Raw genomic sequence first — 23136 nt, forward strand, 5'->3', positions numbered from 1 at the left:
GAACCCCCAGGACTCACTCGCCGTGACCTGGGGGTTTTGCTGTTTTTCGGGGGGTTACGGCAGGTCGATGTCGAAGCCCTGGGGGGTCGGGGTGGTTTTGAAGCCCAGGGACTCCACGGCCGGGCGGAGTTTGCCCTGGCCGTGGTTCTTGCGGAACGTGCGGTAGGGCTCCATGCCGAAGAGCTTCTGGAGGGCGCCGCCGAGTTCCAGGGAGGTCAGTTGGCGGTCGGCGGCGCGGGCCTGTTGGAGCAGGGTGAGGACGGCTTGGGTGAAGGCCTCCGGGCTGTCGGGGTGGGCCGGGGTGCCGGGCGCGGTGCGGGGGGCGGTGGCCCGTAGGCGGGCGGAGAGGGCTTGGATCACCGCCGGTTCGACCCGGTAGGGCTGCGGGGTCGCGGGGACCGGGACGGCGGCCTGCGGTTCCGGCTCCGGTTCCGGTGCGGGGTCGGGGGGCTGCGGGGCCGTCCGGGGGGTCGGGAAGGGCGTCGGGAGGGCGATCGGCTGGAGCGGTTCCGCGTAGGCCAGGGCGTCGGGGGTCACGCCCGGGTAGGTGGGCTCCCAGGCGCGCAGGCCCTCGTAGCTGAAGCCGAGGTAGAACTCGACGGAGGCGTTGACGTCGCGGGTCTGCCAGAACTGGTTGCGCGGGGTGAAGAAGGCCGGCATCTGGCCGTTCGTGATCCGCAGGCGGCCCGACTGGGGGCTCTTGATCTCCTCGATGATCCCGCTCACGCGCTTCAGCTGCTGCGGCCGGCTCCAGAAGCCGGCCGGGCCGTAGCGCTGCCGACCCATCTCGCTGAAGTGCACCAGGGGGTGCGGGCGCGGCCCGTGGCCCAGCCACTCGAAGCTCCACTGCCGCCGGTGCTGACGGCTCAGGCGCCTGGTCTCCTCCAGGTAGTAGCGGGTGCGGTCCTGGTCGCGGGCGTCCCCCCGGTACCAGATCAGGAAGTGCAGGATGTAGAGGTAGTAGTTCGCGTCCAGGCTGTTCTTCTCCGAGGCGAACCAGGCCAGTCGCTCCAGGGCGTTGGTCTCGGTGTACTCGGGGAGCCGGCGGTAGGACTGGAACCACAGGCGCAGGTCGGCGTCGGTGGCCCGGCCGCTGTTGACCGATCCCTCGGCCATCTCGGCTATGAGGCGCGCGTTGTCCTCGGACAGGCTCGACCAGTCCCGCCCGGCCTTGGCGTACAGGGTGCGGGCGATCGCGAGGTTCACCTCCGGGTTGTCGTTGCCGCGGCGGCGCAGTTCCTGCCACTGCTCGACCAGCCGCTCGACGTCGCCGTACAGGCCGGTGAGCCGGTTGTTGAGCTTCTGGTAGTACGTGCCCTCGGCATTGAGGTTGCGGAGGTTGTCGAGGAGTTCCTCGGCGCGGCCGATCTGCTCGGTCACCCACATCGCGGACGGGTCGTTGCCCTCCATGAACTCGACGAGGCTGCCGACCCCGGAGGCCTTCCACAGGCGTTCCACCACGGTGGCGATGAGTTGGATCGGGGTGGACCAGGTGTAGTCGGTGTTCGTGTACTTCCCGGCGTTGGTGAACGCCTCCATCGCGCCGTCGAACAGTTCCTGGATCGCGGCGAGGAGTTGTTCAGGGGTGTGTTCCTCGCCGCCCCGGGTCAGGCTGGCCAGCTCGTTCTCGATCCAGAAGCGACGGACCAGGCCGAGGGTGTGCAGGTGCGTCGCGTCGTGGCCGTGGGACTTTTCCACGGCCTTGAGCACGAAGGACTCGGCCTGGCGGAAGTCCGCCTTCACCTTGTAGATGTCGTAGCGGCCGCGGTGGTTCCAGAAGTGCGCGTTGTCCGGGCAGCGGACGGTGAGTTGCTCGAAGACGCGGGCGCCGGCCTCGACCGGCATGCTCTCGATGAGTTCCGCGAAGTTGTCCGGCTTCTGCCCGTTCGGGGACCAGCTGGTGCGCCGGATGAACAGCTCGTTGAGGAGGCGGGCGGTGGTGCTGTTCTCGGGGCCGAGGTACTCGGTGGTCTTCTTGATGAACTCGACCGAGATCTGCGCGAGTCCGTACTGCTCGCCGTCGGCCTCGCCCTTCAGGACGTGTTCCGCGATCAGCGGGTGCAGCAGCCGCAGCGCGCCCCGCTCGGCCACCACCAGGTGGCGCAGGTCCGGGCCGAGCAGCTCGCTCAGGTCGCTGTCGCTCAGGGCGCTGGCGCGGGTGCGCTCGCGGCCCATCCAGGATTCGACCATGTTGACCGGGAGCCCGAGTTCCTGGCCGTAGCGGGTGATGAGGGCGAGGTGGCGGGCCAGTTCCTTCTGGCTGCGGCTCAGCCCGGCGAGGTGGTTGCGCACGTACGAGGCGACCCCCTCGAACTGCTCCTCGTAGACGCACAGGCCGAAGAAGAAGGGGGAGGGCTTCTGCGCGGCCACCACGTCGGTGACGCCCTCGGCCAGGGCGTCCAGGAGCCGGTGGGCGCGGGGGGTCCCCGCGCGGTTGCGGTACTCGGCGAGGAACCGGTCGCGCTCGCCGTCCTGGAGCGGGTCGACCAGCTTGTGCTTGATCCGGGGGCGTTTGACGTTGGTGCGGTTCACCCACAGCAGGACGGCCCGGGTGTTGCGCTGGGCGAGGGAGTGGATCAGTTCGTCGCGGTCGTACTCCGGGAGGATCGCGGATTCGCAGACGACCAGGGCGGGGTGGCCGGTCTGCTGGTAGATCTCGTCGATGCGGTCGGCCGTCTTGTCCGAGAAGTGGCGCAGGAGCACGGTCGGATAGGTGCGGTGCATGTTCCACGCGACGCGGCGGGCGAGCGTGGTGCCCCCGGCGCCGGGCGAGTGGTCGAGGCGGACCATGTCGAGCTTGTGGTCGCCGAGGCGCTGTTGGACCTCCTTCATGAGGTCCGGGCAGGCGTCGCGCTGTACGTCGACCCACGCCTCCAGCTCCTGCCAGGTGGGCGGGCGGCCGCGCCAGAAGGCGTCCGTCGTCGGCTGGGGCGCGGACTGGCCGTTGGAGAGGATCTCGGAGTGCAGCACCTCCAGGTCGACCGAGAGCCGGTGCAGGTCGGCCCGCTTCAGCTCCCAGGGGCGACCGTCCAGACCGGGCAGCGCGGGTGCGGCCTTGCTGCCCGCCGGGGGCAGCGACTCGGCCACCACGGTGAGGAAGGCGTCGATGTCTATGCCGTCGACGGCCGGGGCCTGGGCGAGGTCGAGGCTCTCGGTGATCCCGTCGTACTTCTCGTCGATGTAGTCGATGACGTCGTCGATCTCGCGGCCGCGCCGTCCGGAGCGCAGGCACAGCACCGCCGCCGCCTGGTGCGGGGTGCCCTCGTGCGTCTCGTCGATCAGCTGTCGCACCCGCTGGAGGTAGCCCCGCCGGCGCCATTCGGCGGCGGTCGCGGCCGACGGTTCGTCGTGGGAGCTCCAGCCGTTCGCCATCAGCCAGCTCGTCGCGCCGGTGGGCGGGACGGGGGTGCGGTTGCTGCCGAAGACGCTGACGTGCCGGTGCTCTTCGAGCTCGGGGACGACGACGCTGGACAGCCCGCCCTGGTCGCTCGCGGGGTCGAGGTCGATGACGGTCGCCCAGCCGCAGTGCGCGAGCGCGGCCAACTCGGGCCGCGCGGACACCTCGTCGGCGACGAGGAACAGGTCCATCCCGCCGCCCACCCGTTGGAAGGGCTGCCAGCGGCGCAGCGCCTCCTGCGCCGTGACCGGGGTGGCGCTCGTGCTCGTGGCGATGCCGGTCGTGCCGATCCGGTCCTGCGCCGCGACGTCGACCCAGACCTTCGGGTGGTGTTCGCGCAGCAGCAGCCGGGCCGCCCAGCCCGCGCTGACCAGGGCCGCGCGGCGCAGGGAGATGTCGTCGAGCGGCTTCGCGGCCCAGTTGAGGCCGGCGGCGATCCGGGCGAAGAGCAGCTGCCGCTGCCAGACGTCGACGCGGTTGGACTCGGCGTCCATGAGGACGTCCCGCACCTCGGTGCGGATGCCGCGGAGCAGGTTGACGAGCCCGGCGTCATTGATGTCCAGCTCGACGGGGACCGTCAGCTGCTCCTCGTCGAGCCGGGCGAGCAGGGGCAGCACCCGGCCGCTCGTGGAGCGGCCGAGGCCGAAGAGGAGCGCCGAGAGTTCGAGGTAGGCGTGGTCGTACAGGAGGGGTCGGGACACGCCCCAGTTGACGTCGATCAGCCAGTACGCGAGGTCCCGGGTGGGCAGCGAGCCGCGCACCAGGACGTTGCGCAGGTGGAGGTCGCCGTGGGTCGGGCCGTGGAAGTGCGGCAGCTCCCCGTCGACCAGGCCGAGTTCGTGGTCGAGCAGGACGAGCGGGTCCGGGAGCAGCTCGCCCTCGTGGCGTAACGCCCGCCCGCTGCCGGTGCCGCGCAGCTGGGCCGTCACCTCGCGGACGCGGGCGCCGCGCTGGTCCTCCGGGAAGCTGCTCCCCAACCAGGAGCGGATCACGGAGCCCACCGTGCCCCGGTAGTCCGGTGGACCCGCGGCGGCGAGCTGCGCGGCGAGCAGGTCCCGGGAGGCGCGCGCGAGCACGTCCTGGCGGTCCTCGGCGTCGACGTGTTCGGCCGAGCGGACCCGGTCGAGGCTGTATCCGGCGAGGTCGTAGAGGTCGACGCTGGTGCCCGAGTCCTGGGACGCGTGCAGCAGCCGCGGGACGTGCTTCTCGCCGAAGTGCGGGAGGCCCTCGATGAAGGCGTGGTGGGCCACGGACTGCGGGCGTCCGCTGGAGAAGCCGGCCTTCAGCACGTACTGGCCGTTCAGGGCGCCGTCCGCGGGACGGCCGGGGGTCCGGCCGATGTCGCACAGGACGACGCGGGCGTCCGTATAGCCGCCCGCGAGGGACTTCACGTACTGCACGCTGCTGGCGCGCGGCAGCTGGCTGCGCAGCAGGCTCAAGCCGGATTCCAACAGGTCGCGGCCGGGTTCACCGTCGCTCTTCGCCGAGTCGCGGTTCATCCCAGCAGGCTACCGATCGGGGTGCCGGTGATGGCCGGAAGTGCGGAGATTGGCGGCCGAATCCGTGGGGTTCTTCCGGCTGACGGCGAAGCGGTGTGGCGTGTGGGGAACGCGATAATGGGGGTGGCACGAGGGGCGGACGAGAAGGAGTGCACATGGACCAGCGGGTAGTGGTGCGGGAGGCCGGCGACGGCGACGTCGAGGTGGCCGCCGGACTGTTCCGGTTGTACCTCGACTTCTACCGGGTGGAGGTCGAGGACCCGCGGGCGCCGCGGGAGTTCCTCGCGGAGCGGATCGGCAAGGGGGAGTCGCTCGTGCTGCTCGCGGACGTCGCCGCGGATGCCGGCGGGGTGGTGACCGTGGGGCTCGCGCAGGTGTACCGGACCTTCTCGTCCCTGGCACTGCGCCCCGCCTGGGTGCTGAGCGACCTGTACGTCGCCCCGGACGGGCGGCGGACCGGGGCTGGCCGGGCCCTGCTGCGGGAGGTCCTGCGGCGGGCGCGCGAGGCCGGGGTGTCGGGGGTGCAGTTGGAGACGGCGTACGACAACCACGTCGCCCAGGGGCTCTACGAGGCCGAGGGCTTCGTGCGCGACGAGTTCCACGTCTACGTCCACGACCTGGGCTGACCCGGAGCGGCACGCGCCCGCGGGTCGGCCCGGGTCCTGGTCCTGGCCGGGTCCTGGCCGGGTCCTGTCGGGTCCCGGCCGGGACCCGGTGGGGCTCACTCCCTGATGTGGAGGCGGTACATCACGACCCAGGCGACGGCCGCGAGGACCAGGCCCAGGGGCCACTGGACGAGCAGGGGCGGGGCGCTCGCGAGGAGGGCCGTCAGGCCGTAGGCACCGACCAGCGTGCCCAGCAGGGCCTGGAGGCCCTCCGGCAGGCGGCCCACCCGGACCAGCAGGTAGAGGACCACCGCGCAGGCCGGGAAGAGCCACGGGTACTCCCGCCCGGGCCCCTGGAAGAGCACCAGCTCGCGCAGGTCGGGGTACCAGTCGGCGCCGACCTCCTTCAGCGCCAGCTCGTGCGGTTCGGTCCAGCGCGGGGCGTACTGCGCCGACAGCCTCAGCGGCGCCGTCCAGTCGCTGAGGACCAGCAGCTGCCACAAGGCCAGGACGAACGCCGCGCCCTGGCCGAAGGCCGCGTAGGGGCCCAGGCCCGCGACCGGGCGCCGCTGGACGGCCAGTGGCCGGGGCCGCGGGGTGGGCGTGGGGGTGGGCGTCGGCCTCGGTGGCGGCGGGGTGGGTCGCGAGGGCTCCGGCTGGGGTGTCGGCTTCGGCTGCGGGGTCGGCTGCGGGGTCGGCTGGGTGCCGTCGGCGAACTTGCGGCGGGCCTCGCGGGCTTCGCGCATCCGCTTGGTGGTCTCGTCCACCATGGGTGTTGCCTCCCTCCTCTGTCAGTGCCGGTGCTGCTGCTGGCGTCTGCGTTCCTGGTAGGCCCGCTTCTGGACGCGGGTGAGTTCCGCGTCGTCCTTCGTCCGGCCGGTGTACTCGCCGGGGTCGCTGCGCAGCGAGGGTTCGCCGCAGACCGGGCAGTCGGGCCGCCGGCCGGTGCGCAGCCAGATGCTCTGGAAGGCGTGCTGGCCGGGCGCCTCGCCGAGCACGCGCGGGAAGAACCAGTGGTCGGGCTCCATCGCGAACAGGGCCATGGAGAGGTCTTTCCGGAGCGGGGCCGTCAGGAACCCGCCGACCCGGTCCGGTCCGCCGCTCGGGTGCAGCAGGGCCAGTACGACCTTCGCGGCGGCCGCGGTCAGGTGGTGGATGTCGGTGAGCAGCCCGGGTACGGCGTACATGCGGCCGGTGCCGTAGTCCGTGCGCGGCTGGTGGCCCAGCTCGCCCAGGGACTCGCGGACCCCGCCGGTCGCGCACGACCAGCAGGGCGAACCGGGGGTGGTGAAGACGATCTCGCCGCCCGCGGCGCCGTCGTAGAGGCCGATGAAGACGGCCGGGCGGCGCAGGTAGTAGGAGAGGTGGTTGAGGCGTTGCTGCGCGTGGTTGTCGTCGGTGGCGGCGACGACGAGCCGGGCGTCGGAGATCCGTTGGTACCACTGGTGGTAGTCGAGGGCGGCGACGTCGCGCTTGAGCACGGTGACCTTGAGCTTCGGGTTCACCTTGCGCAGCCGCCGGGCGGTGGCCTTGGCCTTGTTGCGGCCGATGTCGCGCACTCCGAACAAGGAGCGGCCCAGGTTGGCCGGTTCGACCCGGTCGGGGTCGACCAGGGTGAGGCGGCCGACCCCGGAGCGGACCAGCACCTCGGCGAGGTAGCTGCCGACCGAACCGACCCCGACCAGCAGCACGTGGGCGTCCTTGAGCTCGGGGGAGAGCAGGCCCTGGGTGCGGGCGAAGAGCCCGGCGCGCGCGGCCCGCCGCCGGCCGATCCCGACCCGGTAGACGAGTCGCCGCAGCCTGCCCGGCGGCGGTGCGGAGGGGGTCAGGGGCGCGTCCGGGGCGTGCGGGGCGAGCGGCCCGGGTGCGGGGGAGTCCGCGGTGGGGGCGCCTTGGATCCGGGTGTCCTGGGTCCGGGTGTCCTGGGTCCGGGTGTCGGGCGTGCGGGAGTCCGGGGTGCGGGTGTCCGGCACGGGGAGCTCCCGGGTGGCGGACAGTGGTTCGTGCCCGGGCCCGGGCGCGGACGCGTGTCGTACGGGCTGCCCGGCGCCGTTGCCGCGGTGTCCGGGCGCGGACGTACGGGCCTCCAGGGCCTCGCGCAGTCGGTCCTGCTCCGGGATCCGCGGGTCCCAGCCCAGCTCCCGCACGATCAGCTCGGGGTGCGGCCCGTCCGCCCCGGCCTCCTCCAGCAGCAGCGGTGGGGCCACCGGGAAGTCGGCGGTGGCGAAGAGGTAGCGCCGGGCACCGGAGCGGCCCGGGGGCAGGGGGACCCGTACCCCGGGCACCGAGCCCACCCGGGTGGTGAGCGGGAGGGAATCGGACCAGGACAGCCCGGCGTGGCGGAGCGCGGCGGCCAGCGGCACGACCACCGGACGCATCGGCTCCAGCCGGACCCCGCGCTCGGTCCACATCGCACCGAAGAACGAGATCCGGGCGGTGTCGGTGAACAGCTCGTGCCGCTCGCCCGGGGTGGTGATGTCGTGGGTGACGATCGGCGCGATGTAGCGCCCGAGGTCGGGCACGGCCTCCAGGGTGCGCCCGTACTCCCGGTGGTCCTGCTGGGAGGGTCGGGGCATGCGCGCCGGGTGCGAGTGGATGATGCCCTTGAACCGGATCGGGCCGGCCTCCTCCATCCGCCCTATCTCGTCCAGCAGCCACGCGGTGTTGCTGTACTCCACGCGGGTCACCTGGGCGCGCGCGTCGTGCACGAAGGCGGTGAGCACGTCGCGCCCGCGCAGCCCGAGCAGGGCGCCGCCCTGCTCGGGCCGGGTCCGCCCGATGTCCCGCCCCACCTGGTCGATCACATAGTCGAAGACATGTACGGGCAGCACGGCATCGGTCCCTACTGCTTGCGGTTGAACGGGAACGGGCGTCCCATGCGGACGAAGTCGACGCCGAGCGCCCAGGTCGCCGAGCGGGCGTACGCCTCCTCCAGGGTGGGCTGGCCCGAGCCGGAGCGCTCGGACAGGCAGATCAGCCCGCTGTGGTAGAGGTGGAAGCCGTGCTGGTCGTGGCTGGGCAGCGACTCCAACTCCGGTTCGATCAGGCGGACCTGGTACTCGACGCCGTCGAAGCGCGCGCACATCACGTAGCGGTGCTCGAACATCGTGCTGATCTCGTAGACCCAGCCCTCGGCGCCGGGGGCGTCCTCGTAGTAGGTGTTGGCGGGCATCTTGGTGGCCACCACCCGGCGTTCGCGCTCCAGGCGGGCCGCGTTGGCGTTGGCGGCGAAGGTGCTCTGCGGGACTCTGGAGAGCGGCGCGTCGTCCTGGCCGCCGGTGCCGAGGCGGACTTTGCCCTCACGGTCGACGTACACCTCCTGCTGGGCCGCGCCCTGCTTGGACTGGCTGGCGAAGAAGCTGTCACGGATCGCGTTCAGGTCGTACATGTCTGCCATGGTCCCCATCCCCTCCCTGATGATTCGGTGGTGCGTGATGCGTGATGTGGTGTGCCGCGCGGGTCCTCGCGCGGCACGGTCCACGGGTCAGGCCCGGGTGCGGGCTATCAGCTCGCGCAGCCGGACGGTCTGCGGGTGGTCCGGGCCGTACGCCGTCCAGTGGTCGGCGTACAGGGCCTCGAACTCGGCCGCCGCGCGCCGGGTCTCGCCGGCGGCGGCCAGCCAGTGGGCCTGGTCGTAGCGGATCTCCGAGAGCTTGGGGTCGGTGGCGGACAGGACCCCGGAGACGGCGGTGCGCAGTTCGAGCAGGTGCTGGGCGGCCGGGCGCGGATGGCCGGATTCGCCGATGTAGCGGGCGAGGTTGAGCGCGCACACGACGGCCAACTGGTCGTCGGCGCCCAGCACCTGGCGGGCCCGCGCGGCCACCGGCGCGAGCAGCTCGGCGGCGGCCGCGGGGCGCCCGGCCCGGGCCAGGGCCTGGGCGAGGTGCAGGACGACCAGCCAGGTGCCCCGGTGGTCGGCGGGGAGCGTGGCGTGCGCGAAGTCCAGTACGTCGCCCAGCAGCCGCACCCGCTCGCCCACCGCGCCCTCCGGATCCCGCTCGGTGGCCTCCAGCACGGCGTTGCAGCGGGCCTCGACCTCCCGGGCGGGGTCGGTCGGCGGCGCGGGCGGCGGGCCGGGCGGCGGCGGGGTGGACGGGGTGACGACGAGGGTGGGGTGCGGTACGACCGCCAGACTGAGCCCGCGCAACAGCCCGGCGACCTCGCGGGCGTCGGCGGGGCGCTCGCCGGGGTTCTTGGTGAGCAGCCGGGTGACCAGGTGGTCCACGGCGGGCGGCACCTCCGGGCGCAGGGAGCGGACGGAGGGGATCGGGGCCCGGCAGTGGAGGTTGACCAGCGCGCCGTAGTCCTCGGGGGCGGAGTAGGGCTGGCGGCCGGTGAGCATCTCGAAGAGGACGCAGCCGACGGCGTAGAGGTCGGTGGCCGGGCCGATGGGGTCCTGGACGAAGCACTCGGGGGCCATGTACTCGGGTGTGCCGATGAGTTGGGCGTCACCGGTGACCCCGGCCGCGTAACCGAGGGCGCCGTAGGCCGTGTAGGTGCGGGCGATGCCGAAGTCCAGCAGGACCAGGCTGCCCGAGGCGCCCGGACCGGCCGCCCGGGCTCCGCGGACCATGACGTTGGTCGGCTTGATGTCCCGGTGGACCAGGTCCCGCGCGTGCACCGGGACGAGTGCCTCGCACAGTTCGGCCGCCCAGCGCAGGGCGTGGTCCACCGCGAGCCGGCGGCCCTTGGGGAGGGCGACGCGCAGGGTCTGCCCCTCGATGTACTGGGTGATCAGGTAGAGGTGCCAGAAACCGTTGATCCGGGCCTCGTCCACGTCGTGCACCCGGACGATCCGGGGGTCGTCGATGGCCGCGAGGATCTTCGCCTCGCGCAGGAAGCGGAGGGCCGGATGGGTGCCCCGGTCGTTGACCCGGAGGAATTTGGCCACGACCGTTCGGTCGAGCCGTTGGTCGTGCGCTTTCCAGACTTCTGCCATGCCTCCTTGGAAACGCTCAAGCAGTGCGTACCGGTCCAGCACAAGGCGCCGCACGGGCGATGGGCCCGCCCCCCGAATACCCGACATGGGACAAGGGTGGCACTCACCCGGTCATCGGTTCAGCGTATTTCTGAAACATCTCTGAACCTCGTGTGGCTCTTTTGCGTCGCTACTTTGCATCGGCATAACACTCCACCACGGCTGTGGTGAAAGGGAAGCGAACCGGAGTCTCGCCGAAGGCGATCCGGCCGGCCCGGTCGCCCGCCGCGCGGATCGCCTCGGCCACGGTCTCGGCCTCCTCGGCCGGGCAGTGCACGATCACCTCGTCGTGCTGGAAGAACACCAGCTCGGCGCGGAGGTGGGCGGTGGCCTGGCGCAGCGCGGCCAGCATCAGCAGGGCCCAGTCGGCGGCGCTGCCCTGGACCACGAAGTTGCGCGTGAAGCGGCCGCGGGCCCGGGAGTCGGACGAGGCGTAGCCGGGGGTGAAGCCGGTGGTGTTGCCGTGGGGTTCCGTCGCCTCGTCCGCCGTGGCGTACGGGTTCCCCGCGTCCGCGCCCTCCTGGGGCAGGCCCGCCTCCTCCTGGGCGCCGGCCCCCGCCGCGGGCGGGCAGGTGCGGCCCAGCCAGGTGCGGACCAGGCGGCCCTCCTCGCCGGCTCGGGCGGCGTCGTCGACGTACGCCACGGCGCGGGGGAAGCGGCGGCGCAGCGCGGCGAGGTTCTTGAGGCCGTCGCCGGAGGTCTGGCCGTACACCGCGCCCAGGACGGCGATCTTGGCCATGTCGCGGTCGCCGGAGAAGCCCTGGCGGGAGATCGAGGTGTAGAGGTCCTCGGGGCGGCCGGCCACCTCCATCAGGCCCGGGTCGCGGGAGATCGCGGCCAGCACGCGGGGCTCCATCTGGTCGGCGTCCGCCACGACGAGCCGCCAGCCGGGGTCGGCGACGACCGCGCGGCGGATCACCTTGGGGATCTGCAGGGCGCCGCCGCCGTTGGTGACCCAGCGGCCGGTGACGGTGCCGCCGGGGACGTACTCGGGGTGGAAGCGGCCGTCGTGCACCCAGTCCTGGAGCCAGCCCCAGCCGTGGGCGGTGTAGATGCGGTACAGCTTCTTGTACTCCAGCAGCGGGGCGATGGCGGGGTGGTCGATCTCCTGGATCTCCCAGCGGCGGGTGGACTTCAGCTTGATCCCGGCGCGGGCGAAGGCCTTGATGACCTCGGCGGGCAGGTCGGGGCGGACCGGGTGGCCGAAGGCGGCGGAGATCTGCTCGGCCAGCTCGGCGAGGCGGCGCGGGGACCCGCCGCCGCCGTAGCGCTCGCCGAGGAGGTCGGTGAGGAGCGCGCGGTGCACGTCCGCCCGCCAGGGCAGGCCGGCCCGGTTCATCTCGGCGGCGACGAGGAAACCGGCGGACTCGGCGGTGGTGAGCAGGTGCATGCGGTCGGGGTGGGCGGTGGCGCCGTGGCGGCGCATCTGGTCGGCGTAGACCGCGAGCAGGGCGTCGAGGGGGAGCGGGGCCGGGCGGGGGTCGAAGAGGGACGACTGGGTGCCGGGCTCGGCGGCGCGCTGCGGGGGGTCGGGCGGGACGGGGGAGTTCGTGAGGCGGGCCCATGCGGCGGCGGCGGAGCGGGGTTCGCCGAGGCGGCCCTCGTGGCCGAGGAGCAGCAGTTCGGCGTCCTCGACGTCGTAGCAGCGCTCCACGGTGACGCCCTCGGCGAGGAGGCGGGGGTAGACGGCCTGGGTGTTGCGCCAGATCCAGCGGGTGCCGGGTGGGGCGGAGCGGATCGCTTCCGCGGGGGTGGGTGTGGTGGTGCGGGGGCCCTGGCCGTCGGCTTGGGTGGCCTGCCAGTGCCCGTCCGGGGTTTCGGTCAACGCCCACCGGGCGCGGTGGTCGCTCATCGTTCGAGTGTTCCACCGGGGTCTGACATCGGGCTCCGCGGCGCCAAGCTGTTGGTGTCAACTACTCGGCCCTTTAACGGCCAGCTTGCAAGTGGAGCGTGGCTGGCTGCCGCGTTGGTCCCCTGCGTCCGGTACAGCGTCAGGCTGTACTGGGGCGGTTGACTGCGCCCCGCTGCCACACAGCATTGCCTCGGTGGGCGATGTTGCGGGAGCCGTTGTGGTCCGCGTGCAACACGATCCCGCAGGACCGGCATACGAACCGTGCTTGATCCACCCGGTTGGACCGGTGGGTGTGCCAGCACGCCGAGCACTGGCGGGAGGTGTTCCGTGGGTCCACGTGGACCACCGGGACACCGGCCCGTCGCGCCTTGTACTCAACAAATGTGCCGAGCTGGGCGAAGGCCCAAGAGTGCAGTCGTGCCCGCTGGTCTTTCCTGGCCGTAACCCTCTGCCGGATACCCGAAAGGTCTTCCAGGGCGATCCCGCGCGAGGTGCGTTCAGCGGTGTTCACGAGCTGTTTGGCGATGATGTGGTTGGTGTTCGCAGCGTGCCGTGCCTCGCGGCGCCGGACACGCTTCAAGACCCGCTCGGCGGACTTGGTGCGCTTCTTCTGCAACTTGCCGCGCAGGTCGCGCTGTCGCTGCCGGTACCGGTTGAGCCCACGGCCGGCCATGATCCGGCCGTCGCTGGTGGTGGCGATGTTGACGATGCCGAGGTCCACGCCGAGGAACCCGGCTGGCTCATACGCCTCGGGCTCAGGCAGCTCGATGGTGGCGATGAGGAAGAACATGCCGTCCCGCATCACGAGGTCCGACTCTCCCTTACGAGAGGCCAGGAGCTTCATCGCCTCGGGTGAGCAGACGAACGGGATGCCCTTGATCCGACCGGCCAACGTCCAGATGCTGACGGATTTCCGGTCGAGGTTCCAGGTCAGGATGCGGTCGTCATATGGCTGCGCTGCGTCCTCACGGAACACGACCGGCTTCGACTCCGCACGGGTACGCCGCTTGGACCCTTCCGGGCCGAGGTTCCCGGCCTTGATGTTGCCCTTCAACGTGGCGTACGCGTCGCACACCTTCTTCACCACCCGCACAGCGGACTGTGCGCCGAGATCAAAGTCAGCCTTGATCTGGTGGTAGACGGCGTCCTGCAACACATTGCGCCGCTTGAGGTTCTTGGCGTGCGCCACCTCGGACGCCCGGTTCGCGGCCCGGTTACAGGCGCGCAGGGTCGCTGCCAGTGCGTCCGCATCATGAGCGGACGCAGGCAACAATTTCACCTGCACTACGATCTTCACGCAAAGCACCCTAGTACGGCGAGCGATCGGAGACCAAGCCCAGTGTCCAGACGAGACGAGGAGAACTCCGCCGGTGCGCGGCTCCGCCCCAAGGGGCCAATTCCTCGCAGGACCAAAGCACTTGGCTTCCTTGGAGGGGCGCGGTGAAACATGTTGTCGACCGTGCCTTTGCCGCCGCCCTCTACGCCCAGGACGACACCGGGCTCGACACCGGTGCGTCGTTGCTCGCCGCCGGTGTGTGGGGCGAGGTGGGGCAGGAGTTGCTGGTGCGCGGCGAGGGCTTCGTGCGCCAGGCCTGGGAGCGCGGTTGGCAGCCCGCCGACGTGGTGCGGCTGGTGCGCCGGGACCTGGACGAGCGGCACGTGCGGCTCGTCGAGGACCTGATCGCCGGGGAGGCGCGGCGCTACGCCCGGCTGCCCGCGCGGTGGGGCGCCGCCGAGGCGTGGTGGGGCGCGGACTCCGGGTACGCGGAGCGGGTGGTCGTGCGGGAGAAGTGCGACCGGTTCTCGCTGGCCACCGCGGTGCTGGAGGTGCTCCGGGTGCTGGTCCGGCTGCCGTCGATCGAGCCGGTCGGGCCGCTGCCCGGGGATCCCGCCGGGGAGCTGGAGGCGGCCGGGCACATAGAGCCGCGGATGCTCGGGCGGATCCGGGCGCTGTTGGCGAAGGCCGAGGCCACGACCTTCCCCGAGGAGGCGGAGGCGCTGAGCGCGAAGGCGCAGGAGCTGATGGCCCGGCACACCGTCGACGAGGCGTTGCTGGCCGTGCGCGGCGGCGGGTCCGGGCAGCTGCCCGGGGCCTGCCGGATCGGGGTGGAGCCGCCGTACGAGGAGGCCAAGGCGGTGCTGTTGGACGCGGTCGCGCGGGCCAACCGCTGCCAGGCCGTGTGGAACGCGTCCTTCGAGTTCTCGACGGTGGTGGGGTTCGAGGGCGATCTGGAGTCGGTGGAGCTCCTCCACACCTCGCTGCTCGTGCAGGGGACGGCGGCGATGACGCGCGCCGAGGCCGGCCAGCGGGCCGGCGGGCGCAAGCGGACCAAGACATTCCGGCAGTCGTTCCTGTTGGCCTACGCGAGCAGGTTGGGCCAGCGGCTCGCGGAGACCGCCGAGCACACGGCGGCCGAGGTGCCGGACAACCTGCCCGCCCTGGTGGCCCGTGACGTGGCCGTCAGCTCCCGGGCCGAGGAGATGTTCCCGAAGACGACGACGACCCGGCTGCGCGGGGCCACCGACCTCGCCGGGTGGACCGACGGCACCGAGGCGGCCGACCGCGCCCACGTGGGGAACGCGGGGCGACCGGACCGGCAGGCGCTGCGGCGCTAGTGCTGTGGCCGGGAAGGTTTGCCGGGTCGCGGTGTCCGGTGCGTGCTCTCGGCGCGGCGACGGGGAGCCCGCGTACTGGACGTACTCGGGCTTTCGGTCGGTGCGCCGAGAGTACGTGCCGGGCGCCGCGACGCCACGGACATCCGTCAGACACCCCCTAGCCGGCCTGCCGGTCGGCGGCCGTCAGCGGGGCGTGACCTCGCCCGGGGCGACCGGGTGGGTCGGCGCTCCCGGGGTGACCTGGTCCTCGGCGCGCATGGCCTTGGCCTCGCTCTTGAGGATGCGGGCGGACTTGCCCAGCGAGCGGGCCATGTCGGGGAGCTTCTTCGAACCGAACACGAGGAGACAGACGACCAGGAGGACGACCAGGTGCCAGGGTTCCATGGCGTTCCTGAGCATGTGGGTACCCATCTTTCGGACGTACGGTGACCGGTGGTGCGCGGCCGTGGACCGCCTCATGGAAGCGTCATCGATCGGGTCCGTACAAATCTGAAGAAGTCCTGAAAGAAGCTACGCTCGGTGGATGAGCTGGCTCCGGGCCCTGAAGGACACCGCGCGAGCGGGACTGACGGTCGAGCGGACCCGGTTGGAGCCGCTCATCGCCGTCCGTGCCGGCGTCGGGCTGGCCCTCGTCGTCGGGCTGAGCCTGGCCTTCCTGGGGCCCGGTTCGGCCGCGAGTTCCGCCTTCGGCGCCTTCATGGCCGCCGTCGCCTCCTTCCAGCGCAGCTGGCGCCCGCGTCCGGTGCTCGCGCTCGCCTCCGGGCTGACGCTCGCCGTCAGCACCTTCGTCGGCTACCTCGTCGGCTCCTCCCACACCCTGGCCTTCCTCGCCCTGTTGGCGGTGTGGACCTTCGCCTCCGGGATGCTCTGGGCGGCCGGGCCGACCGCCGGGGTGATCGCCTCCGGGAACGTGGCGATCATGCTGGTGACGGTCACCCTGCCGACCTCGGTGGCCCAGGCCGCCGGCCACGCCGCGCTGATCGCCGCGGGCGGGGTGGTGCAGGCGCTGCTGATCGTGCTGTTCCCGGTGCGCCGCTGGGGGGCGCAGCGCGACGCCCTCGCGGACGCGCTCGCCGCCGAGGGGGACTACGCGCGGCGGCTGCGCCAGGACCCGGCCGCGCCCTTCGACCCCGAACCGCTGATGACGGCCCGGTCCGCCGCCATCGTCACCCGGCGCCAGGCCCGCAGCCGCCCCGCCGAGCTGCACGGGGCGCGGGGGCTCGCCGAGCGGATCCGGCCGGTGCTGGCCTCGCTCGCCGACCCCGCGGTGGGGGCTCCGGCCGAGGGGCCCGCCCGGGACCGGGTGCGGGAACTGCTGGCCGCCGCCGGGTCCGTACTGGACGCCGCCGCGCGCGCCATCCGGCAGGGGGAGCCCGTCCGGCTGCCCGCGCCCGACCTGGCCGTCCTCAACTCGCCCGACACGCCCGATCTGCTCGACGGGGCGGCGCTGCGGGCCGCCCGCCGGCTCGCGGCCCTGCTGGCGGACGTACTGGAGACCGCCGAGCCGGGGTCCGGGCGGACGGCGGACCCCGCGGAATCGATGCTGCGCCCCACCCTGCCGGGGCTGGTCCCGCTGGTGGCCAAGGCCGTACGGGCGGAGCTGCGGCCCGGATCGCCGGTCCTGCGCCACGCGCTGCGCGTCACCGCGGTCGCCTCGGCGGGCTACCTGATCGGGCACGCGCTGCCCTTCGGGCACGCCTACTGGGCCCCGATGGCCTCCGTCATGATCATGCGGCCCGACTTCAGCCAGACCTACTCGCGCGCCGTCGCCCGCTTCGGCGGCACCCTCGTCGGGGTCGCGGTAGCCACCGGCATCGTCCAGCTCGCCCATCCCGGGATGTACCTCTCCGGGCTGCTGGCGGTGGTCAGCGCCTGCCTGATGTACGTCCTGATGCGCACGGGGTACGCCGTCTCCCAGGTCTTCGTGTCGGCGTACGTCGTCTTCCTGCTCGGCATGGGCGGGGTGCGCTGGGACCAGACGGTCCCCGACCGGGTCGCCCTCACCCTCGTCGGCGGGCTCCTCGCGATGGTGGCCTACGCGCTCTACCCGGCGTGGGAGACCCCGCGGCTGCGCACCCGGCTCGCCGACTGGGTCGCGGCCAGCGGGCGGTACGCGGCGGCCGTGCTCGGGCAGTACGCCGACCCGGCCGGCGCCCGGCGGGCGGACGTGCGCGAGGCGGTGCTGGCCGCCCGGGACGCCCGGATCGCCTGGCAGGAGGCCCTCTCGCGGGCCGCCGGGGAGCCGGTGCGGCACCGGGGGATCTCCCGGTCGGCCGCCGACGACGCGGCCGAGGCGCTGGCGGCGCTGGGGCGGCGCGCGATGCTCCTGGAGGCGCACCTCCCCGACCGCGACCGGGACCCGGTACCGGGTGCGGCGGCGCTCGCGCGGGCCCTGCGGACGGCGACCGAGGAGGGCGCCCGGGCGGTGCGCGAGCGGCGGGTCCCGGAGTGGGAGGGGGTCCGGGGCGTCCTGGACGGGCCGGACGGACCGCCGCCCGGGGTGCTGCGCAACGCCGCCGAGCTGCTGTGGGAGTCGCTGGAGGAGGTCTCGGCGGCGCTCGGGGCGAAACCGGCCGTCCGGCTGTGATCAAAGGACCACGCTCCGCGTGCACGTGCATCTGCCCATGCAGCCGTTTCTGAACACAGCTATGATCCGGTGCAGTTGACATCTGCACTATCGGGGGCTTCCTGTGGACCACGCGTACAACGGGATGGCGGCCGCGGCACTCGTCGGGGTGATGTGGCAGAAGAGCAGGCACAGCAACTCGCAGGGGTCTTGCGTGGAGTTCGCCAAGCTGCCGGGAGGCAACGTGGCGGTACGGAACTCGCGTCACCCGGACGGACCGGCGCTGGTCTACACGCCGGCCGAGATAGAGGCGCTGTTGCTGGGCGTCAAGGACGGGGAATTCGACCACCTCATCGCCTGACGGCACGGGCCGCGGGCAACAGGCACAGGGCAACCGATCAAGCCATGCACGTGCACTGGCCGGGAACGATCGCAATGATCGTTCCCGGCCAGTGTCGTGTGGATCGGCTGGTCGGCGACGGGTGCGCGCCCACCGGTGAGGTGGCGCCGCAGCCCTGTCGCCGCGTCAGTCCTGAAGCATGAACAGGGCCCAGACCACCTTGCCGGTGAGCCGTCCCGCGAGCGGGTGCCAGCCCCAGCTGTCGCTGTAGGAGTCCACGAGGAAGAGCCCGCGCCCCGACTCGAGGTCGAAGTTCTCCTCCGTCCGCTCCGGTGAGAAGCAGCCCCCGGGCCGGTCCTCGCTCGGATCGCGCACCGCGCACACCAGCCGGGTGCTCCACCGCATCAAGTGCAGCCGGACCGGCGGGTCCTGCTCCCCGCGCGACCCCGTACAGCCGTGGGAATCCTCGGGAAGCGCGTGCCGCAGCGCGTTGGTGACGAGTTCGGAGACGACCAGGGAGACGTCGTCGAAGCGGTCGTCCAGTCCCCACCCCGCCAGCGTCGAGCGGGTGAACGAACGGGCGCCGCGCACCGCCTCGTACCGGGCGGGGAGAGCGCAGGAGGCGGACCCGGAGACAGCCGTGGGGTCGACCGGGGGAAGCCCCTGCCGTAACGGCTCTAGCACGGTCGATCCATTCGTCCCCATGCGAGGCACTCCCGGGATTCGCGGCCGGGCGGTGGCCCTGACCAGAAAGAACTGCGGGGTGGGTCTCGCGCCGGCGCGAAGAGCACGCAGGTGCGCGGGGACCATGCTTCCGAATGCGGATGTCAGATGCAAGGGCAGATGCACGTGCACGCGCCGGACCTGTCCGGTCCCGTCATGGTTCTTGCTCATTTCTTCCTACGCATACTTACGGACTTCTTTTCCGGGACGCAGGATTCCGTTACAGAACGAGTACGGGCGGATGCGTTTTGGTGGCAGACTGCGGCCCCTGGGGTACGGGGGCCCCGCGCAGGCCAAGGCGAAGGGGAGGGCAGGACTAGTGACCGCAGAAGCAAGCGGTTCTGTGGTGCGCCGTATTCTCCTGGGCTCGCAGCTCAGGCGGCTCCGTGAATCCCGTGGGATCACCCGTGAGGCGGCCGGCTACTCGATCCGCGCGTCCGAGTCGAAGATCAGCCGCTTGGAGTTGGGAAGGGTGAGCTTCAAGGCAAGAGACGTCGAGGACCTCCTCACGCTCTACGGAGTCATGGACGGCACCGAGCGGGAGTCGCTCCTCGGGCTCGTCCGCGAGGCCAACGCGGCCGGCTGGTGGCACAGTTACGGCGACGTCCTGCCCGGGTGGTTCCAGACCTACGTCGGTCTGGAGGGCGCCGCTTCCCTCATCCGCATCTACGAGGTCCAGTTCGTCCACGGCCTGCTCCAGACCGAGGCGTACGCCCACGCCGTCGTCAGCCGCGGCATGCCCACGGCCACCGCGGCCGAGATCGACCGGCGGGTCGCGCTGCGCCTGGAGCGGCAGAAGGTCCTGGTCTCCGAGAACGCCCCCGTCTTCCACGCGGTCCTCGACGAGGCGGCCCTGCGCCGTCCGTACGGCGACCGGGACGTGATGCGGGGTCAGCTGGAGCACCTCATCGAGATCTCCCAGCGCCCGAACGTGCAGCTCCAGGTCATGCCCTTCTCCTTCGGTGGGCACGCGGGCGAGAGCGGCGCGTTCACGCTGCTGCGCTTCCCGGAGTCCGATCTCCAGGACATCGTCTATCTGGAACAGCTCACCAGCGCCCTCTACCTGGACAAGGAAGAGGAAGTGGGTCAGTACAGTCGGGCCATGGAACGGCTCCAGGGTGACTGCCCGGACCCGCGCCAGACCCGGGATCTTCTTCGAGGCCTGCTTCAACTGTCTTGATTCGCACGTACTATGACGACTGATCAGTCTCCGGTGCAGCGCAAGGGTGCGCGCTCGCAGTAAGGGATGGCATGTCCATATTCAGCGACTTGGCCCATCAGTACATCGACGGCGAGTGGCTGGCCGGTATGGGCTCGTGGGACATCATCGACGTGAACCCCTACAACGGGGAGAAGCTCGCGGCCATCACCGTGGCCACCGTCGAACAGGTCGACCGCGCCTACCGGGCGGCCGAGCGCGCGCAGGCCGAATGGGCCGCGACCAGCCCGTACTCCAGACGGGCCGTGCTGGAACGCGCCCTGCGGATCACCGAGGAGCGCGAGCCGGAGATCGTCGAGGCGATGATCGACGAGCTGGGTGGCACCCGGCCCAAGGCCGAGTACGAGATCCACCTGGCCATGGAGTTCATCCGCGAGGCCATCCAGCTCTCCGTCCGCCCCGAGGGCCGCATCCTGCCCTCGCCGGTGCCGGGCAAGGAGAACAGGGTCCAGCGGCTGCCCGTCGGCGTGATAGCCGTCATCAGCCCCTTCAACTTCCCCTTCCTGGTCACCATGAAGTCGGTCGCGCCCGCGCTGGCGCTCGGCAACGCCGTGGTGATCAAGCCGAACCAGAACGCCCCGGTCGTCGGCGGCGGTGTGATCGCGAAGATCTTCGAGGAGGCGGGACTCCCCGCCGGGCTGCTGAACGTCCTCGTCACCGACATCGCCGAAATAGGGGACGCGATCCTCACCCACCCGGTGCCCAAGGTGATCTCCTTCGCGGGCTCCGACCGGGTCGGCCGGCACGTCGGCGCCGTCGCCGCCCGCCACTTCAAGCGGACCGTCCTGGAGCTGAGCGGCAACAGCGCGCTGGTCGTCCTCGACGACGCCGACCTCGACTACGCGGTGGACGCGGCCGTCTTCAGCCGCTTCGTCTACCAGGGCCAGGTCTGCATGGCCGCGAACCGGATCCTCGTGGACCGCTCGGTCGCCCCCGAGTTCACCGAGAAGTTCGTCGCGAAGGTGCGCTCCCTGAACACGGGCGACCCGCACGACCCCGAGACCCACATCGGTCCCCTGATCAACTCCTTCCAGGCCGACGCGCTCACCGCGCTCGTGGACCGGGCCATCGCTTCGGGGGCGCGGGCGCTGGTGCGCGGTTCTACGCGCGGCAACCTGGTCGAACCCACCGTCCTGGCGGACCTGCCCGAGGACTCCCCGCTGCTGGCCCAGGAGATCTTCGGTCCGGTGGCCCTGCTGGTCGTCTTCGACGGCGAGGAGGAGGGCGTACGGCTGGCCAACGCGACCCCCTACGGCCTCAGCGGCGCGGTCCACACGCGGGACGTCGAGCGCGGCGTGCGCTTCGCCCAGCGGATCGAGACGGGCATGATCCACGTGAACGACTCCACCATCGGGGACGAGCCGCTGGCCGCCTTCGGCGGCGAGAAGGCCTCGGGCCTGGGCCGGCTGAACGGCGAGGCGACGGTGGAGGCCTTCACCACGCAGAAGTGGATCTCGGTCCAACACGGGCGGACCCACTTCCCCTTCTAGGACAGCAACTGACCTAGTCGGTCCCTAGATTGTTCCTTGTCGGAGAGCCCCACAGACAAGAGGCGGTCGTTCAGCATGGTCACCCACGTTCCCGCGGAAGCGCACGGCGACGAGCGCGGCGCGCTCCTGTCCTTCATCGAGGCCCAGCGCGGCGGGCTGCGGCGATCGGTCCTCGGACTCACGGACGAGCAGGCCGCGAGCCGCCCCAGCGCGAGCGAGCTCTCCCTGTCCGGGCTGCTCAAGCACGTGTCCGAGACCGAGCTGGGCTGGCTGCGGATGGCCCAGCAGCAGCCGAACGAGAAGCAGCGCACCCAGGAGACCTGGTCGGACAGCTTCCGCCTGGTCGGCGACGAATCGGTGGCCGCCGTCCTGGAGTTCTGGGACGCGGTGGTGGTCGAGCTGGAGAAGTTCGTCCGCGACCTGCCGAGCCTGGACGACACCTTCCCGCTGCCCGACCAGCCCTGGTTCCCCAAGGAGGGCCGGGTCTCGATGCGCTGGCTGCTCCTGCACCTGATCGAGGAGCACGCCCGGCACGCGGGGCACGCCGACGTCATCCGCGAGTCCCTCGACGGCAGGACCGCCTTCGAGCTGGTGGCCCAGGCCCGGGGGTAGGGGATCCCTACGCCGCCAGGTCGTGGGACAGCCGGGCCGTGACGCGGCGGTGCAGGGCCAGGGTGGTCGCCGCGGTGAGCAGCCCGGCCGTGAGGGCGAGCAGCCACAGCGCGGCCGGCCCGGCGCCGTCGTAGAGGGTGACACCCAGGGTGAGGGCGGCGAAGCGGGCGACGCCCCAGGTCCAGCCGAAGGCGCCCTGGTAGCGGCCGCGGGCGTCCGCCGGGGCGAGGTCGGCGACGACGGAGGCCGCGATCCCGGCCACGACCACCTCGCCCAGCGACCAGACGGACACCGACACCGTGTAGCCGACGATGCCGTCGGCGAGCCCGGTCAGCGCCACGCCCACGGCGATCAGCGCGCTGCCCGCCGCCTGCACGGGCAGCCGGGGCAGCCGGGAGAGCAGGCCGGAGGCGACGGGCTGCAGGGCGACCACCAGGACCGCGTTGACGGCCGCCGTCGCCCCGTAGGCGGCGGGGGAGAGCCCGCTGTCGCGCATGGCCAGCGGCAGCGCCACCTCGGTCAGCGAGTACACGAAGAGCTGGACCCCGAAGAGCGGGAGCAGGGCGAGCAGCAGCCGGTCGCGCAGCACCACCCCGTAGCCGAGTCCCGCCCCGGCGTCCGCGGCCTTCGGTTCGCGCCGCGGCTCGCGCAGCCGGGTCGCCACCACGGCGGCGTAGATCAGCAGGGTCCCGGCGTCGACCGCGAAGAGCAGCCAGTAGCCGTGGGCGGCGAGGAACCCGCCCAGCACCCCCGCGACGGCGGTGCCGATGTTGACCCCCCAGCCGAAGAGGGCGTACGCCCGCTGTCGGTGCTCCGCGTCCACGGTGTCGGCCAGCAGCGCGTAGGCGGCCGGACCGACGGTCGCCGAGGCGGCGCTCAGCAGCAGGGCCGCCGCGGCCATCGTCGGGGCGCCCGGGGCCAGGAACAGCGCGCCCTGCGCGGCCGCGGCGCCGAGCAGCCCGATCAGCATGGTGGGCCGGCGGCCGATCCGGTCGGCGAGGAAGCCGCCGAGGACCGGACCGAGCAGGTTGCCTGCGCCGAGCGCGCCGAGGACGTAGGCCGTCCCGGACCCCGTCACCCCGCGGTCGGCCAGCAGGAACACGAGGAAGGGCGTGACCAGGTGACCGAGCCGGTTGACGATCGTTCCGGCGAAGACGGTCCAGACGGTGGGCGGGAGTCCGCGGAAGGTGGAGGGCATGGCAGGAGCGTGCGCCCCTGCCCCCCGCCCGCCGTATTGAT

General features: G+C 72.2%; 17 protein-coding genes. 7 read left to right on the forward strand and 10 right to left on the reverse strand.

The window, feature by feature from the left end:
• Positions 1-54: 54 nt before the first annotated feature.
• Positions 55-4896 carry a hypothetical protein gene (locus ACIQWR_RS17475; RefSeq protein ID WP_404009911.1) on the reverse strand — a complete coding sequence of 1614 codons (4842 nt, stop codon included), beginning with the start codon at positions 4894-4896 and terminating at the stop codon, positions 55-57.
• Positions 4897-5051: 155 nt separating this feature from the next.
• Here ACIQWR_RS17475 and ACIQWR_RS17480 point away from each other — a divergent pair, with 155 nt between their 5' ends.
• On the forward strand, positions 5052-5522 hold the full coding sequence (locus tag ACIQWR_RS17480) for a GNAT family N-acetyltransferase (RefSeq protein ID WP_404009913.1): 471 nt from the start codon (positions 5052-5054) through the stop codon (positions 5520-5522).
• Positions 5523-5617: 95 nt separating this feature from the next.
• Here ACIQWR_RS17480 and ACIQWR_RS17485 read toward each other — a convergent pair whose 3' ends face one another.
• The 6 genes from ACIQWR_RS17485 to ACIQWR_RS17510 all read right to left on the reverse strand — a co-directional run bounded on the left by ACIQWR_RS17485 (position 5618) and on the right by ACIQWR_RS17510 (position 13628).
• Positions 5618-6271 carry a hypothetical protein gene (locus ACIQWR_RS17485; RefSeq protein WP_404009916.1) on the reverse strand — a complete coding sequence of 218 codons (654 nt, stop codon included), beginning with the start codon at positions 6269-6271 and terminating at the stop codon, positions 5618-5620.
• Positions 6272-6292: 21 nt separating this feature from the next.
• Positions 6293-8332: a ThiF family adenylyltransferase gene (locus tag ACIQWR_RS17490; RefSeq protein ID WP_404009918.1), complete on the reverse strand. Its 2040-nt coding sequence runs from the start codon at positions 8330-8332 to the stop codon at positions 6293-6295.
• 11 nt (positions 8333-8343) lie between these two features.
• Entirely contained in the window at positions 8344-8898 is a 555-nt protein-coding gene (locus ACIQWR_RS17495; protein WP_404009921.1) for a hypothetical protein, read from the reverse strand.
• Between the two features lie 87 nt (positions 8899-8985).
• Positions 8986-10440, reverse strand: coding sequence for a protein kinase (locus tag ACIQWR_RS17500; RefSeq protein WP_404009923.1), 1455 nt, complete (start codon positions 10438-10440; stop codon positions 8986-8988).
• Positions 10441-10609: 169 nt separating this feature from the next.
• Positions 10610-12331, reverse strand: a complete 1722-nt coding sequence (locus ACIQWR_RS17505; protein ID WP_404009926.1) for a bifunctional 3'-5' exonuclease/DNA polymerase — start codon at positions 12329-12331, stop codon at positions 10610-10612.
• 139 nt (positions 12332-12470) lie between these two features.
• A complete protein-coding gene (locus tag ACIQWR_RS17510; protein WP_404009929.1) occupies positions 12471-13628 on the reverse strand; it encodes an RNA-guided endonuclease InsQ/TnpB family protein in 1158 nt (385 codons plus the stop codon).
• Between the two features lie 143 nt (positions 13629-13771).
• Between ACIQWR_RS17510 and ACIQWR_RS17515 the strand changes: the two genes are divergently transcribed.
• Positions 13772-14947 carry a DUF2786 domain-containing protein gene (locus tag ACIQWR_RS17515; protein WP_404009931.1) on the forward strand — a complete coding sequence of 392 codons (1176 nt, stop codon included), beginning with the start codon at positions 13772-13774 and terminating at the stop codon, positions 14945-14947.
• Positions 14948-15130: 183 nt separating this feature from the next.
• Here the strand turns inward: ACIQWR_RS17515 and tatA are convergent, their stop codons facing one another.
• Positions 15131-15346, reverse strand: coding sequence for a Sec-independent protein translocase subunit TatA (tatA, locus tag ACIQWR_RS17520; RefSeq protein WP_404009933.1), 216 nt, complete (start codon positions 15344-15346; stop codon positions 15131-15133).
• Between the two features lie 124 nt (positions 15347-15470).
• On the opposite strand from tatA, the gene ACIQWR_RS17525 reads away from it, so the two are divergent.
• A complete protein-coding gene (locus ACIQWR_RS17525) occupies positions 15471-17534 on the forward strand; it encodes an FUSC family protein (RefSeq protein ID WP_404009936.1) in 2064 nt (687 codons plus the stop codon).
• Between the two features lie 103 nt (positions 17535-17637).
• The gene (locus tag ACIQWR_RS17530; RefSeq protein WP_283461268.1) at positions 17638-17874 is read left to right on the forward strand and encodes a DUF397 domain-containing protein; all 237 of its coding nucleotides are present in this window, start codon (positions 17638-17640) and stop codon (positions 17872-17874) included.
• Between the two features lie 165 nt (positions 17875-18039).
• Here ACIQWR_RS17530 and ACIQWR_RS17535 read toward each other — a convergent pair whose 3' ends face one another.
• Positions 18040-18558, reverse strand: a complete 519-nt coding sequence (locus tag ACIQWR_RS17535; RefSeq protein WP_404009939.1) for an ATP-binding protein — start codon at positions 18556-18558, stop codon at positions 18040-18042.
• A 286-nt stretch (positions 18559-18844) separates the two neighbouring features.
• Here ACIQWR_RS17535 and ACIQWR_RS17540 point away from each other — a divergent pair, with 286 nt between their 5' ends.
• The 3 genes from ACIQWR_RS17540 (at position 18845) to ACIQWR_RS17550 (ending at position 21897) form a co-directional block, all read left to right on the forward strand.
• Positions 18845-19756 carry a helix-turn-helix domain-containing protein gene (locus ACIQWR_RS17540; protein ID WP_399265211.1) on the forward strand — a complete coding sequence of 304 codons (912 nt, stop codon included), beginning with the start codon at positions 18845-18847 and terminating at the stop codon, positions 19754-19756.
• A gap of 71 nt (positions 19757-19827) precedes the next feature.
• Positions 19828-21285 carry an aldehyde dehydrogenase family protein gene (locus tag ACIQWR_RS17545; RefSeq protein ID WP_404009942.1) on the forward strand — a complete coding sequence of 486 codons (1458 nt, stop codon included), beginning with the start codon at positions 19828-19830 and terminating at the stop codon, positions 21283-21285.
• 75 nt (positions 21286-21360) lie between these two features.
• Positions 21361-21897, forward strand: a complete 537-nt coding sequence (locus ACIQWR_RS17550; protein ID WP_404009945.1) for a DinB family protein — start codon at positions 21361-21363, stop codon at positions 21895-21897.
• 7 nt (positions 21898-21904) lie between these two features.
• Here the strand turns inward: ACIQWR_RS17550 and ACIQWR_RS17555 are convergent, their stop codons facing one another.
• A complete protein-coding gene (locus ACIQWR_RS17555; protein ID WP_404009948.1) occupies positions 21905-23095 on the reverse strand; it encodes an MFS transporter in 1191 nt (396 codons plus the stop codon).
• Between the last annotated feature and the right edge of the window lie 41 nt (positions 23096-23136).

The organism is Streptomyces sp. NPDC098789, from assembly GCF_044759975.1.
Classification (GTDB): Bacteria; Actinomycetota; Actinomycetes; order Streptomycetales; family Streptomycetaceae; genus Streptomyces.

Bases quoted from the DNA above. Each gene is read 5' to 3' on its own strand.
- ACIQWR_RS17555 (WP_404009948.1), bottom strand. From the start codon at position 23,095: ATGCCCTCCACCTTCCGCGGACTCCCGCCCACCGTCTGGACCGTCTTC.
- ACIQWR_RS17480 (WP_404009913.1), top strand. From the start codon at position 5,052: ATGGACCAGCGGGTAGTGGTGCGGGAGGCCGGCGACGGCGACGTCGAG.
- ACIQWR_RS17475 (WP_404009911.1), bottom strand. From the start codon at position 4,896: ATGAACCGCGACTCGGCGAAGAGCGACGGTGAACCCGGCCGCGACCTG.
- ACIQWR_RS17505 (WP_404009926.1), bottom strand. From the start codon at position 12,331: ATGAGCGACCACCGCGCCCGGTGGGCGTTGACCGAAACCCCGGACGGG.
- ACIQWR_RS17525 (WP_404009936.1), top strand. From the start codon at position 15,471: ATGAGCTGGCTCCGGGCCCTGAAGGACACCGCGCGAGCGGGACTGACG.
- tatA (WP_404009933.1), bottom strand. From the start codon at position 15,346: ATGCTCAGGAACGCCATGGAACCCTGGCACCTGGTCGTCCTCCTGGTC.
- ACIQWR_RS17545 (WP_404009942.1), top strand. From the start codon at position 19,828: ATGTCCATATTCAGCGACTTGGCCCATCAGTACATCGACGGCGAGTGG.
- ACIQWR_RS17495 (WP_404009921.1), bottom strand. From the start codon at position 8,898: ATGGCAGACATGTACGACCTGAACGCGATCCGTGACAGCTTCTTCGCC.
- ACIQWR_RS17535 (WP_404009939.1), bottom strand. From the start codon at position 18,558: ATGGGGACGAATGGATCGACCGTGCTAGAGCCGTTACGGCAGGGGCTT.
- ACIQWR_RS17550 (WP_404009945.1), top strand. From the start codon at position 21,361: ATGGTCACCCACGTTCCCGCGGAAGCGCACGGCGACGAGCGCGGCGCG.
- ACIQWR_RS17485 (WP_404009916.1), bottom strand. From the start codon at position 6,271: ATGGTGGACGAGACCACCAAGCGGATGCGCGAAGCCCGCGAGGCCCGC.
- ACIQWR_RS17500 (WP_404009923.1), bottom strand. From the start codon at position 10,440: ATGGCAGAAGTCTGGAAAGCGCACGACCAACGGCTCGACCGAACGGTC.